This is a genomic window from Shewanella sp. Shew256 (assembly GCF_002196695.1).
GTDB classification, from domain to species: Bacteria; Pseudomonadota; Gammaproteobacteria; order Enterobacterales; family Shewanellaceae; genus Shewanella; species Shewanella mangrovisoli.
Genome location: NZ_NAJR01000005.1, coordinates 40,785 through 53,999, shown reverse-complemented (window position 1 = coordinate 53,999; position 13,215 = coordinate 40,785). Strand labels below are relative to the sequence as shown.

11 protein-coding genes are annotated in these 13,215 nt (G+C 46.7%); 4 read left to right on the top strand and 7 right to left on the bottom strand.

Features of this window, described 5'->3' with window-relative positions; all coding sequences use genetic code 11:
- Positions 1-12: 12 nt before the first annotated feature.
- Entirely contained in the window at positions 13-537 is a 525-nt protein-coding gene (yceD, locus tag B5P39_RS10765; RefSeq protein WP_023267847.1) for a 23S rRNA accumulation protein YceD, read from the bottom strand.
- Positions 538-822: 285 nt separating this feature from the next.
- Between yceD and B5P39_RS10760 the strand changes: the two genes are divergently transcribed.
- A complete protein-coding gene (locus B5P39_RS10760) occupies positions 823-1,410 on the top strand; it encodes a Maf family protein (protein ID WP_088211521.1) in 588 nt (195 codons plus the stop codon).
- A gap of 160 nt (positions 1,411-1,570) precedes the next feature.
- Here B5P39_RS10760 and B5P39_RS10755 read toward each other — a convergent pair whose 3' ends face one another.
- Together B5P39_RS10755 and rluC are read right to left on the bottom strand one after the other, a co-directional pair.
- Complete coding sequence (locus B5P39_RS10755) at positions 1,571-2,242, bottom strand: HAD-IA family hydrolase (RefSeq protein ID WP_408733581.1); 672 nt, start codon at positions 2,240-2,242, stop codon at positions 1,571-1,573.
- 112 nt (positions 2,243-2,354) lie between these two features.
- Positions 2,355-3,314 (bottom strand): 23S rRNA pseudouridine(955/2504/2580) synthase RluC, encoded by a 960-nt coding sequence (rluC, locus tag B5P39_RS10750; RefSeq protein WP_088211697.1) that lies wholly within the window; start codon positions 3,312-3,314, stop codon positions 2,355-2,357.
- Positions 3,315-3,909: 595 nt separating this feature from the next.
- Here rluC and rne point away from each other — a divergent pair.
- Both rne and B5P39_RS10740 read left to right on the top strand, forming a co-directional pair.
- On the top strand, positions 3,910-7,197 hold the full coding sequence (gene rne, locus B5P39_RS10745; protein WP_088211519.1) for a ribonuclease E: 3,288 nt from the start codon (positions 3,910-3,912) through the stop codon (positions 7,195-7,197).
- A 145-nt stretch (positions 7,198-7,342) separates the two neighbouring features.
- Entirely contained in the window at positions 7,343-8,902 is a 1,560-nt protein-coding gene (locus tag B5P39_RS10740; RefSeq protein ID WP_088211518.1) for a SulP family inorganic anion transporter, read from the top strand.
- 423 nt (positions 8,903-9,325) lie between these two features.
- Here the strand turns inward: B5P39_RS10740 and B5P39_RS10735 are convergent, their stop codons facing one another.
- The 3 genes from B5P39_RS10735 to B5P39_RS10725 all read right to left on the bottom strand — a co-directional run bounded on the left by B5P39_RS10735 (position 9,326) and on the right by B5P39_RS10725 (position 11,497).
- Positions 9,326-9,535: a cold-shock protein gene (locus tag B5P39_RS10735; protein WP_011072720.1), complete on the bottom strand. Its 210-nt coding sequence runs from the start codon at positions 9,533-9,535 to the stop codon at positions 9,326-9,328.
- Between the two features lie 306 nt (positions 9,536-9,841).
- Entirely contained in the window at positions 9,842-10,657 is an 816-nt protein-coding gene (gene rlmA / locus B5P39_RS10730; RefSeq protein ID WP_088211517.1) for a 23S rRNA (guanine(745)-N(1))-methyltransferase, read from the bottom strand.
- A 33-nt stretch (positions 10,658-10,690) separates the two neighbouring features.
- Positions 10,691-11,497, bottom strand: coding sequence for a hypothetical protein (locus B5P39_RS10725; RefSeq protein ID WP_088211516.1), 807 nt, complete (start codon positions 11,495-11,497; stop codon positions 10,691-10,693).
- A 462-nt stretch (positions 11,498-11,959) separates the two neighbouring features.
- Between B5P39_RS10725 and B5P39_RS10720 the strand changes: the two genes are divergently transcribed.
- On the top strand, positions 11,960-12,502 hold the full coding sequence (locus tag B5P39_RS10720; protein WP_088211515.1) for a hypothetical protein: 543 nt from the start codon (positions 11,960-11,962) through the stop codon (positions 12,500-12,502).
- Here the strand turns inward: B5P39_RS10720 and B5P39_RS10715 are convergent, their stop codons facing one another.
- A complete protein-coding gene (locus B5P39_RS10715; protein WP_088211514.1) occupies positions 12,503-13,213 on the bottom strand; it encodes a hypothetical protein in 711 nt (236 codons plus the stop codon).
- Positions 13,214-13,215 lie beyond the last annotated feature (2 nt).

Sequence of the window (13,215 nt, the reverse complement as noted above, 5' to 3'; positions counted from 1 at the left end):
CTGTCTCCTAGATTACTTGCTCTTCAGTTTTTCTAACACTGCAAACGGATTTGGACGCTCCTCTTGAGCGGGTTCGATCTCGCCTACAACTATGTCCATTGACCCGATGTTGCAATCAGTTTCTTCATGCATCGGGATGATAGGCATAGCGACTATCAATTCATCTTCGATCAATTGATGCAGACGTACTTCGCCAATCTCATTGCACTCAATTGGGTCATACGCATCCGGGAGCTCATCGATTTCTGCCTTAGTCCGGCATGGACCGAAGCAAAACTCGACCGTAACCTCAGTGGTAAATAGCGTCATGCAACGTTGACAAACCAGAGTGAGCTCCGTCACAGCCTTCCCTTTCAGGTAGACTATCCCCTGCAAATCTACGCCACATTCAATCGACACTGCCACATCGGAACAGTCGCCGGCACATAACTCATTTAATCTTCTCAATTGCTGCCCAGGCACTATCCCCTCATAGGTAGAACGGCTCGAGGCGGCGCGAAAAGGATCAATTGAAACCGGTATCTTTACTGTTTGCATAAGGCGCGCATATTATAGTTTGAAAACGCTAGAGTCAAAGAAAAATTTCTAACTTAAGTCCCAGTTTGCGACTTAAGTGATTCTCTAGCCCCAACATTGAAATTAACGGAAGCGAAATTTTACCCAAGCACGGGGCGGCGCACAAGCGTAAGCCGTCTAAAATAGCCGCACTCATCGTAAGAATCCCCGATTACCGCCCCAAAGTCATGCTATCTGCCACCACTCGCTTGCATTCAAGCGGCTAGGTTAGCGACAATAAGTCAGATTTTCTTATGGATTTTACCGATGACGCCCCAGTTAATCCTCGCTTCCACCTCTGTTTACCGACAAGCACTATTACAAAAGTTAGGCTTAGCCTTTGAAACTTGCAATCCGGATATCGATGAAAGCCCCATGGCAAATGAGTCCGCCCAAGACTTAGTCTTACGACTCGCAAAAGCCAAGGCTGAGGCAGGAGCAAGCCATTTTCCACATGGATTCATTATAGGCTCAGATCAGGTCGCCGTGATTGACGGCAAGATTATTGGTAAGCCATTAAATCGAGACAATGCGATCAAGCAGCTCAGCCAAGCCTCGGGCAAAGCAATCACCTTTTATACGGGTCTTGCGCTCTATGATGCCAAGACTGGAGAAGTGACAGCTCAGGTCGAACCTTTCACCGTGCATTTTCGTCAGCTGACGGCCGCGCAAATCGCCGCTTATGTCGATAAAGAGCAACCTTTTTATTGTGCGGGTAGCTTTAAGAGTGAAGGATTAGGGATTGCCTTGTTTAATCGCTTAGAAGGCCGAGATCCTAACACCCTGATTGGGCTGCCCTTAATACTGTTAACTGAAATGCTGCTCACTCAAGGAATCGATGTCTTAGCCGACTAGCGTGAAGCGGTTATTAAGGTTACATGACGCAAGTGCGACTCAATATGGGCAAGCTAGATGACACTTGGCCATATCGCTTGCTCAGATGATTCAAAAAGCATTTGGATTACTCACGGTGCAAGTTTTCAGTGCTCATTAATCTGCACTAATGAGTCCATCACTATAAATGCAGCAAGAGTTTTTCTGGGGAATCAATTAAGGCAATAGGATTGGCTTGCTGGAGCATTGCTTCATTATGGGCGCCGTAAGTCACGCCCACAGCGTCAATCCCCGCATTCGCCGCCATGGTCAAATCCAACAAAGAGTCTCCGACCATCAAGGCTCGTTCAGGCTGAACACCTAACTCCTGCAGCAGACTTAAGATCATTTCAGGATGGGGTTTACTCTGCGCCTCATCGGCGCAGCGTGAAGCAATAAAATAGTGACCTAAGTCGGATTGCTCCCATACACGCACTAAACCTGCTCTCGCCTTACCCGTCGCGACGGCTAGTTGGTACCCTGCAGTTGATAATGATTCGAGTAATTGGGGGGCTTGGTTAAAAATCGGCGTTGGCGTGGTATCAAGGTGCAAATACTGCGTCTTGAACTCGGCGCGCATCTTAATATAGCAATCATCGGTGCCCACAAGCGCTTGAGCAGCATTTTCTTGTGTTGCACTCGCAGCTGCGTTAATCGGCTGCCCTGAAGTCAAACCTGCGGGAAATAACACCTGTAACGCCTTCGTCATCGACAAGCCAATCACATTGCGAATATCCGCCTCAGCAGGCACGGGTAACGCCAGCGCCCTTGCCATATTCTCAATGCAAACAACAATCTTGCCGATGGAATCCATTAACGTGCCATCCCAATCAAAAATCACTAAATCATATTTTCGTTGGGTTGAATGGCTCTCTGACACTTTCACGCTCTCAAGTTATCCATGGGTAATAGGCGCAGAAAAAACGCTAAGCGCGCTTTAACTTGCCGAGCAGTTGTTGCAAATTATCATCAAGCGGCGCTGAGACTCGCATCACCTCATCGTTTTCAGGATGAATAAACATTAACTCTGCCGCATGTAAAAACAGTCGAGTCAGACCCAGTGAGCGCATACTGTCATCGAACGCCTGCTCGCTGTATTTTTCATCACAGGCGATGGGATGTCCCATATATTGGCAATGCACCCGAATTTGGTGGGTACGTCCTGTTACAGGGCTCGCCTGCACAAGCGTACAACCCTGATAACGCTGTACAATTTTAAAACGCGTTTCAGAAGGTTTACCTTCGGCATTGACTCGAACGATACGCTCGCCCGACTTAAGTGTCAGTTTTAACAGTGGTTGCTTAACCACTTTATCCTGCGCCGACCACTCACCTTTAACTAAGGCCAAGTAATCCTTTTGCATCTTTTTATAACGCAGTTGGTCATGCATATGCTTAAGCGCACTGCGTTTTTTCGCCACCAGTAACACGCCCGAGGTGTCTTTATCGAGACGGTGAACCAGTTCTAAAAACTTTTGTTGTGGACGTAACGACCGTAGCGCTTCAATCACACCATAATCGACGCCACTGCCACCATGCACCGCAATCCCCGCAGGTTTATTTAATACAATCAGATGATTGTCTTCATGCAAAATACGGTCTTCAAGCTGTGACACTCTGCTCAAGTTTGCTGAAGGCGCGGTGCGATTGTCCTGCTCAGCCATTCTGACCGGCGGCACGCGAACCACATCACCGATTTGCAATTTGTACTCGGGCTTAATGCGTTTTTTATTCACCCGTACCTCGCCCTTACGGACGATACGGTAAATCATGCTCTTAGGAACGCCCTTGAGCACTGTGATTAAAAAATTGTCGATTCGTTGGTCGAGGTGGTCTTCGTCAATCGTGATCAACTGCACCTGTAGCTGTGGAGATTCTGTATTCATGATGTGCCATCTGCTTAAAACGGCGGCCATTGTACAACACTTAAGAAGAATTGTGCCTTTCCATTGCTGAATTTTTTGATTATTGCTATATTTCACCAGCGATTAGGGATAAGCCGTGAATAAAGTGTTCACAAGGTCCCAGTCCCAAGTGAAAAGCTTTATAGATTAAAAAAGATTTTCTTGATAGCAACTCATTGATTTGCAAATCGTATACTGAGTAAAAATACCACAAATGCGTTTTTTACGATTAAATCGAGAATCTAACCTTACTTTGACTAGGTTTATCTAAAGTTTTTCTCACCGATTTCGAAATATATTTTAACTTGTCGTCAGACAAACCGATTCGACTTGGGCATTACCGGAACGAAATGAAAGAATTTATGGGGTTGGTTGATGTTTTACAACGAATTCCTTGTTTTTGTAATCATTAAAAAATAAGCCATAAATAGGATGCGACACGCAGCGACTGCGTCTAACAGTAATGCGCACCTTGCCTAGCCACCAGCCGTGAGGCTTCGTTGACCTACTGCTAGGCCCGTAATGCAGCGAAACGCGATTGTTTGATGACCTCCATTTAAAGAAGAATGACGTCATCATGAAACGTATGTTAATCAATGCAACTCAATCAGAAGAGTTGCGTGTTGCCCTAGTTGACGGGCAGCAACTGTACGATCTGGATATTGAAAGTCCTGGTCACGAGCAAAAAAAATCCAACATTTACAAGGGTAAAATTACCCGCGTAGAACCCTCTTTAGAAGCCGCTTTCGTTGATTATGGTGCCGAGCGCCACGGCTTTTTACCGCTAAAAGAAATTGCCAGAGAATACTTCCCTAAAGGTTATTCTTTCCAAGGTCGCCCAAACATCAAAGAAGTCGTCAGTGAAGGACAAGAAGTTATTGTTCAGATTGACAAAGAAGAGCGCGGCAATAAAGGTGCGGCACTGACGACCTTTATCAGCTTAGCGGGTTCTTACTTAGTCTTGATGCCAAACAACCCTCGTGCTGGCGGTATTTCTCGCCGTATCGAAGGTGACGAGCGCACCGAATTAAAAGAAGCCATGGCCGATTTAGAAGTTCCAGCGGGTATGGGCCTTATCGTACGTACCGCAGGTGTTGGCAAAGAATCGACTGAACTGAAGTGGGACTTAAAAGTTCTACAGCACCACTGGGCTGCGATTACTGAAGCCGCGCAAAGTAAACCAGCGCCTTTCTTAATTCACCAAGAAAGTAACGTGATTGTACGTGCAATTCGTGATTATCTGCGCCGCGATGTGGGCGAGATTTTAATCGACCATCCACGTATTTTTGAAGAAGCCAAACAGCATATCGCACTAGTGCGCCCTGATTTCGTTGAGCGTGTAAAACTCTACGAAGCCGAAGTGCCATTGTTCACTCACTTCCAAATCGAGTCGCAAATCGAATCGGCGTTCCAACGTGAAGTGCGTCTGCCATCGGGCGGTTCGATTGTTATCGACCCAACTGAAGCATTAACCTCAATCGATATCAACTCTGCCCGCGCAACTAAGGGCGGCGATATCGAAGAAACCGCATTAAACACCAACCTCGAAGCCGCCGATGAGATTGCCCGTCAATTACGTCTGCGTGACTTAGGTGGTCTAGTCGTTATCGACTTTATCGATATGACGCCAGTGCGCCATCAACGCGAAGTTGAAAACCGCCTGCGTGATGCCGTTCACCACGACCGTGCCCGCGTGCAATTAGGCCGCATTTCTCGCTTCGGCCTGATGGAAATGTCGCGTCAACGTCTGCGTCCATCGTTAGAAGAATCAGCTGCGCATATCTGCCCTCGCTGTCATGGCCAAGGCACTATCCGTAGTACCGAATCTTTAGCGCTGTCGATTCTGCGTTTGATGGAAGAAGAAGCCATCAAAGAAAACACCTCACAAATCGAAGCCATCGTGCCTGTCGATGTGGCGGCCTTCCTGCTGAACGAAAAACGCAAAGCGATTCGTATCACAGAGCAACGCCATGATGTGGAAGTCTATGTGATCCCAGATCCGCACATGATGACTCCAGATTATCGTGTGATTCGTCACCGCACTGACGATGAAATCGATGAATCCAGCTACAAGCGCATCGAACAGCCAGAAGCCAAGTTATACGAGCCCCGTAAACTGGAACGCACTGCTGCGCCAGCACCAGCCCTAAAAGGCTTCACTGCACCACAGAAAGTAGAACAAGCCGCCGCACCAGCTGCCAACAAAGTGGAAGCAACCGAGCCAGGTTTCTTCAGCAAACTGTTCAGTGCTATTGGCGCCTTCTTCAGCTCAAGCGATAAGCCTGCGGCTGAAAAGACCACAGAAACCAAAAAGTCTGACAGCCAAACGGCCAATGCGAACCGTCGTAATCGTCGTAATGACACTCGCCGTACTCGCAATAACCAAGATGCAGACAAAGCGAAAGAAGGCACCCGTGAGCCACGCACCCGCAATGCCAAGAAGTCGGCTGATGCACCTCAGACTCAGGAGCGTCCAGCTCGTGAAAAAGACGAGAATGCAAAACGCACTAAGCCAGAGCCTAAAAGCCGTAACCAAGCACCAAAAGAAGTAGTAGCAGAATCTCAAGACGACACGCCAAAGCAAGAAGTGGCCCGTGAGCGTCGTCAGCGCCGTAACATGCGTCGTAAAGTACGCATCGATAACGCCAATGACACCACTGAAACGCCAATTCAAGAAGAAGTGGTATTAGCCGAAGTGGCCGCTGTTAATGCTGCCAATACTGACGTTGCAACTGAACCACAAGCTGAAACCAAAGCACCTCGCTCACGTCGCCAACCACGCAAAGAAGCTGCGGTTGCCAACGAAACAGTAGAAGCGGCAGATGCAGTAAGCCAAGCTGAAGCAAGTGCTGAAGTGGCTGTAGAAGCGCCTGTAGTAGAAAACCGTGCTGATGCGCCTGCTAACGTAGCAGAAAGCGTAAAGACTGAAGCCGAGACCGATGCGGATAACGCAGACGTCAGCGCCGATGCAGATGATAAAGCGAAACGTGAATCTCGCGATGGACAACGTCGTAGTCGCCGCAGCCCACGTCATTTAAGAGCAGCTGGTCAACGTCGTCGCCGTGATGAAGATGAGCAAGGCGCCTCTGCACCTGCACAATTCGTACCAAACGACGCACTGGGTGAAGATCAGGACTACCCAGCTCCAAGCGCTCAAACGGCAGAAGCAGCTGAGACCACTGAAGCAAAAGCAATTGAAGTTGCGGCTGAACCGACTGTGACTCCTCCTGCAACTGTAGTCGAAGCAGCAGATGTCAATGTGGTTACTGAAACCACCGCCAATAACGCTGTTGAGACTGAAGTTATTGAGGCTGTCGCTACCGAGCATGTGGCTGAGATTAAAGCTGAACCAACAGAAGTTCCAGCAGACACGGCAGTAAACAACAAGGCTGAGACAAGCGTTAAAACTGAAGAAGTTGCTGTTGAGCCAGCTAAAGCCGTAGAAGTAGCAGTTGATGCTGTTGTTACCCCAGCCGAAACTCCAGCTCAATCGAAGGCTGAGGCAAAGGCCGTTGCCGTCGAAGCCGTAACGCTTGAAGCAGACAAAGCCGAAGCAAAAGAAGCCGTAAAATCTGTGGCCTCTGCGCCAATGGCAAAACCTGCACCTATCGTTAAACCACAGGCAAAACCCGTTGTGACTCAAGCCGCAGCAGCGCCTACAGCAGAAGCTGTGGTGAGCAAACCCAAAGCGACGAGTCGTTTTGGTTCTATGGTGTCATCAGAAATGACCAAGCCAACGGTAGAAGTTAGAGCTCAGGTAGAAGTACCAAAAGGTCGCGAGTATGACAGTGTCGCCTCCGCCGAAGCGGCTGCGCCTAAACTGAAACACAGCAACAGCGCTGAATCGGATATGGCTCGTCCATAATCCTCAACCCGTTGCGAAAAAAGCCATGCTCTTGCGTGGCTTTTTTATTTTCAGCAAATTAAGCCATATTTAAGGTTTAGCTCAATCGGCTTTTTTGTTAGTATGCGCGGCTATTTTGCCAACACAAGTCATTAACAGAGGTTTCATGTTCGATCTCTTTCGCCACAAAACATCTAGTCACAAAGCCGATATTCTCTCGGGGCTGACGGTTGCACTTGCACTTATCCCTGAAGCTGTTGCCTTTGCCTTTGTCGCCAACGTCGAACCTATGGTCGGCCTCTATGCAGCCTTTATTATGGGATTGGTTACCGCACTGATTGGCGGCCGCCCGGGCATGATTTCGGGCGCTACAGGGGCCATGGCCGTGGTGATGGTGTCCCTTGTGGTTGAACATGGCGTGCAATACTTATTCGCCGCAGTGGTGCTGGCAGGGTTAATCCAAATCAGCGCAGGGATATTTAAACTGGGTAAGTTTATCCGCATTGTGCCCTACCCTGTGATGATAGGTTTTGTTAATGGCCTCGCCATTGTGATTTTCTTGGCTCAGCTCGGGCAATTTAAAGTCAAAAATACCGCAGGGGAATTAGTCTGGCTACCGCAAGAGCCTTTGATGCTGATGTTAGGGTTAGTCGCTCTGACCATGGCAATTATTTACTTTTTACCCAAGCTGACTACAGCAGTCCCCTCATCGTTAGTTGCGATTTTAAGCGTGACCGCCATCGTGGTGGGTTTTGACTTAGAAACCCGTAATGTGTTGGATTTTCTTAAAACCATGAGTGGTGACGAACACGCCACCATCGCAGGCTCACTCCCAAGCTTTGCTGTTCCACAGGTGCCGTTTAACCTTGAGACGCTCTATATCATTCTGCCCTACTCCTTTATTTTAGCCGCCGTCGGATTAATCGAATCCCTGTTAACCTTGACGGTTATCGATGAGATGACTAATACCCGCGGACGTAGCAACAAAGAATGTATAGGCCAAGGTGTGGGCAACATCACCAGCGGCTTTTTTGGAGCCATGGGCGGCTGCGCTATGATTGGTCAATCGATGATTAACATAAACTCAGGTGGACGTGGCAGATTATCCGGTATTACCGCGGCTATCGGTTTACTGACCTTTATCCTGTTTGGCGCATCTTTTATCGAAATCATACCGCTTGCCGCTTTGGTTGGGGTGATGTTTATCGTGGTGCTTGGCACATTCGAATGGGCAAGCTTTAAGTTTATGGGCAAAGTGCCTAAACATGATGCCTTTGTTATTGTGCTCGTGACCACAGTGACCGTTTTTACCGATCTCGCCTTTGCCGTCTTTGTCGGCGTCGTAGTGTCTGCGCTCGTGTTTGCATGGCAACATGCCAAGCACATCAGTGTGAAAGTGACCTCAAATAGTCTGGGCTGGAAAGTCTATGAGCTAAGCGGCCCACTGTTTTTTGGCTCGGTGGCCAGTTTCCTCGAATTATTTGATGCCTCGCAGGATCCACAGGATGTCATTATCGATTTCAAACATTCACGCGTAGCCGACCATTCAGCATTAGAAGCCATAGATACCCTTGCCGAACGTTATGTTGCGCTGGGCAAAAAGCTGCATTTGGTGCATTTAAGTGCCGACTGTAAAGCCTTGCTTCACAAAGCAGGCGATCTGGTTGAAGTGAATTTGCTAGACGATCCCCACTATAAAGTTGCGGACGATAAGCTCGATTCTTAAATAAGCATCTAATAAGGCTGCAATAACTGCTAACCCACGGTCTGAAGGTTAACTTCGCAAAAGATCGTGGGTTTATTTTTGCAGGCAAAAAAAACTTGATGTGCCCCGATACCTGATAGCTTAACTATCAAACTCAACTTTCACTACTCAACTTTCACTACTCAACTTTGGCTAGATAAATAGGCTCCAGAACAGAGGAAAGGAGGTTAAGAGGTTAAGAGGTTAAGAGGTTAAGAGGTTAAGAGGTTAAGAGGTTAAGAGGTTAAGAGGTTAAGAGGTTAAGAAAGAATATCGCCTAATCCACTCACGATATACAAAGCAAGAGTGTAGAAAGCTTAAAAGCGACACAAATAAAAAGAGCCGTGGTATAAACCACAGCTCTTAAATCCCTTGCTATCAGCGCTAGGCTAATAGCACTGAAAATTAACCGATTACGGTTACGTTTTCAGCTTGAGGACCTTTTTGACCTTGAGTCACAGTGAAAGACACTTTTTGACCTTCGTCAAGAGTTTTGAAACCGTCAGAGTTGATTGCACGGAAGTGTACGAATACGTCTGGACCAGATTCTTGCTCGATGAAGCCAAAACCTTTGTCAGAGTTGAACCACTTAACAACACCAGTAACTTGAGACATGATATAAATCCTGTAAATAAAAAATTAAAGCCTTAACGGCGGTGGAGCTGGAAAATGCCGGTATTACTTATGTTTACAGGACGAACTGGTCGTATTGAACACATAAATATAAGCCCAACCTTCAAGCTAGTAAGACTATAAACCATTCTAAAGATAAGTCAACATACTGCGACACTTTGAAAAATTTATTTAAACCAAGCCCATCTCAGGTTTTGCCACCGGCTCGCAGAACAGCATGTTCTTACGGCGTAAGCATCGACAGTTAAGCATTTTAAATAATTTATTTCAATAGCTTAAAATCAACCTCTAGACTGAAATGCGATGTACTTCAATCTGAAAGTCTAATTCGCAGCTTAATCCACTCTGTGCAAATGTGTGCTTTTGTTCGGCCGTAAACTTCCAAGCGTAGGGGGTCATTTCCAGAAAATGGCTAATATCGTGGCTATTATTTAGCTCAAGTTGTGACCTAAGGCGCTCTTGGTGTAAGCATTCGAACCCCGCAATCTTGGCATCGGACACTGGATGCAATCTCGGTTCGGCATAAATTTGCTGTTTTAGCGCAAAATGATGTAAAGGTCCTGGCGATACAGTGATCAAAATGCCATTGGGCGCCATGACCCGCTGTAACTCTTCCGCCTTCGATGGCGCATAAATACGAATCGCTAAATTGATACTATGCGATGGAATAGGCATTTCGTAGGCACTCGCCACACAAAAGCTGAGGTTCGGGTAACGTTTAGACGCATATTTTATCGCCGATTTGGAGATGTCCACGCCCTGTAACTGGCACGGATGCTCGGCGACAAGCGTATTGTACAAACGATGGCTGTAATACCCCTCACCACAGCCGATATCGAGGATCTGCAGCGCCCCGCTGGCATACTCAAGTGCCAACGCATTCACTCTGTCACTTAAGCTTTGATAGTAACCCGCAGTTAAAAACTCCCTGCGGGCCAACATCATCTGTTGATTGTCGCCAGGATCTTTGGAATTTTTCTTCTGCACGGGAAGCAGATTCACATAGCCTTCTTTGGCCATGTCGAACTTGTGTGCCTGCGGGCATCCCCAGGTTCGTTCAGTCAAGGTGAGCGGTAAGGCACACAAAGGACATATATATTGCATTGGTTAACTCTATAAATGATTGGAATGGCTGGCTTATGCCTCATCTTCCATGAGTCGCTCCACCATTTGCAGTAATTCTGGGGAGGCGAGCAGCTCAAAACATTCGAGCTTCCTTAAGGCTTTATCGATATTTAAACCGTCATTGGCCGCACGGCTAAAATTAGGTCGTTCGAACATATGAGTATAAGTGCGAAATAACCATTGGCGTTTTTGTTGCAGTAAGGGATCAAGTCGCACCGCCTCTTCGGCTAACCCCGTATGACAGAGCCCCAAGTCTCCCCGTAAAAACGCTTGTAGCTCGAGCCGAACTTGTTCTATTTCAGTCAAGCATACGGCCAAGGATTCAGCGGTAGCATTATAGTCATATTCCCGCGCTAATATCGCTTTCGCCATCATCAACACTTTGGGCTCATGCAAACCTCGGCCATCGGACTCGAGTGCAACGAGCTCAAACTTAGATGCTGCTTGCAGTGACACACTGATCCCGGCCTGCGCATCGACTTTAATGGCAATGCCCGCGCGCAGTTCCTGCGCGCAAAATTTGGGTGCAGTACCTAAACGATGGTAAAGCCGAACTCCTTGCCCCAAAGATCTTGACGTCGATACTGCAAAACTTGTCGCTTCCACTATCTCGGCATTGAGTTTGAGTCCTAAGATAGGTTGAAAGCGGACGGCAATCTGCGGCTGCAGTGTTTCAGACACCACAATCAACTCAAGCAATGGTGCCCCCATCGCCTCAAGCACAATAAAATCGCTGATATTGCTGGGCAAGGTTAAGGTCAGCGTCGAGCTCTGCCCAACATCGAGTACCATAGGTTCATTAAGATATTGATGATGCATAAGACTTATTCCCTGTTCTAAAGGGAATTGTAACTGCCAACCGAGGTAAAGATCACCTCTTAAGCGCTTATCTTTTCAATATAATTTCTCAATCTCGGTTTTTGCTAATGAATATTGCGGTGAGTTTAAGTGTTAAGATGCTATCATTCGACAAAACCGTCATTTGATTGAAATTATGTATACAGCATCTCAGCCAAGTATTTTTTGGCACGATTATGAAACCATGACTTTAATCACTTTGTTTTAAAAAGAATTATCAATCATCACTTATTAATCATGTACACGCATGTGTACACACATCTAAATGCTGTTACGCTGCTAACTGTGTACAGATACCCTCTAAAGTTACCCTTAAATTGACACAAACTAACATTAAAAACTGTGATAATTTAATGTTTGATTGGTCTGCAATTAATCGATAATTGCCTAATTAATGATTAGAAATTTTTTCGAGAGGATTTTATGAAACGTTTAGCGCTAATGGCTTTAATGGTTTCACTCGCAGGATGCGGCGGTGGTGGTGATGATGACGTGGGTGCAGATATCAAAAATTTGATCTCTAGCACGAATGCGGTTGACGGGAAAACGGTTAGACCAAGTGATGCAGATTTACCGCTGGTGATCGCTGTTGAGTCTCACTCTGAAGATATCGACAAAATCTTGTTGTCATTAGAGCGTATCGAGCAAGTGGCCGGCTATCAGATCATTCGATATTCGAACGGCACTGAGCAAGCTGACATTACAATTAAATCATCAAATGTGGGCTGCCTTACCTCAATCCCTCTCGGTAATTGGCAATACACCATTGAAGTTGGTGACATGGCATCCTGCCCTAATGTCACTTTTGATTTAGTGGCCTATAAGATCTTCGGATTAAATCGAACCGATAAAGACTCTTATCGAGTGCTCAAAGCTCAGAGCACATTGGCTGATAGTGCTCTGGCTACGATTTACAATAATCCACCCAATACACCCATTTCTGAGTTAAGCGTTATCAGTAAATAACTACTGTGGGAAGTTGCCCAAGTTTGGAAACTGCTCATAGTAAGATGCATCAATAACAGCGTAATTCATTACATCTGCAGGTTGATAACGAGAAGGGCCACCGCGTGGCCCTTGCGTTTGCAGTGTCCATCCGTGCTGATAGCCGCCATCACTACTGTTGTAAAACCCATTAAATCGCGAGTACTCAACGTAGTATTGCCCTGGCGTTCCTGCGTATTCAGAATCGACTCGCGCAATGGTCGGCTTGCATGCTGGCTTAAAGCTGCAGTTGGTTCTGTGTTTTCCTTGCGAATAAATCACTTCGCCAAGCAGTTTTATTGATACCGGAGGCCTTGCGCTGTGAAAGCGCACATTTCCAGCAGTGTCATAAATGGCTAACCCATATTTGGGCAAATTAATTGCCTTTGCCGAAGCAAATACATACACCCTAGCAGTACCGGAATACATCCAAAAATTAACCAATCCTCTCCATGTGCTACCCGTTCCATCTAAAGTAACATGAAGCGCTCTAAGATATGGGAATTGCTCTCCTTGTGTGTTGCAGTAGGTATAAATTTGAATATCGTAACCAACCGGAATACCAAACAGATCGATATAAGTATCGGTACCACTGGTATGAGTTACGTCCTTGTAACCCCAATACATGAAGGTAGTTTCATAGGTACCTAAAAATAGCGATAGGTCCTTGTTGCGAATTTCGACGCCGTACATAG

Coding starts and splice junctions, on each gene's coding strand:
- rluC (WP_088211697.1), bottom strand. CDS start 3,314: ATGAATACAGAATCTCCACAGCTACAGGTGCAGTTGATCACGATTGAC.
- rlmA (WP_088211517.1), bottom strand. CDS start 10,657: ATGCAATATATATGTCCTTTGTGTGCCTTACCGCTCACCTTGACTGAA.
- B5P39_RS10760 (WP_088211521.1), top strand. CDS start 823: ATGACGCCCCAGTTAATCCTCGCTTCCACCTCTGTTTACCGACAAGCA.
- rne (WP_088211519.1), top strand. CDS start 3,910: ATGAAACGTATGTTAATCAATGCAACTCAATCAGAAGAGTTGCGTGTT.
- B5P39_RS10720 (WP_088211515.1), top strand. CDS start 11,960: ATGAAACGTTTAGCGCTAATGGCTTTAATGGTTTCACTCGCAGGATGC.
- B5P39_RS10725 (WP_088211516.1), bottom strand. CDS start 11,497: ATGCATCATCAATATCTTAATGAACCTATGGTACTCGATGTTGGGCAG.
- yceD (WP_023267847.1), bottom strand. CDS start 537: ATGCAAACAGTAAAGATACCGGTTTCAATTGATCCTTTTCGCGCCGCC.
- B5P39_RS10735 (WP_011072720.1), bottom strand. CDS start 9,535: ATGTCTCAAGTTACTGGTGTTGTTAAGTGGTTCAACTCTGACAAAGGT.
- B5P39_RS10740 (WP_088211518.1), top strand. CDS start 7,343: ATGTTCGATCTCTTTCGCCACAAAACATCTAGTCACAAAGCCGATATT.
- B5P39_RS10715 (WP_088211514.1), bottom strand. CDS start 13,213: ATGTACGGCGTCGAAATTCGCAACAAGGACCTATCGCTATTTTTAGGT.
- B5P39_RS10755 (WP_408733581.1), bottom strand. CDS start 2,242: ATGGATTCCATCGGCAAGATTGTTGTTTGCATTGAGAATATGGCAAGG.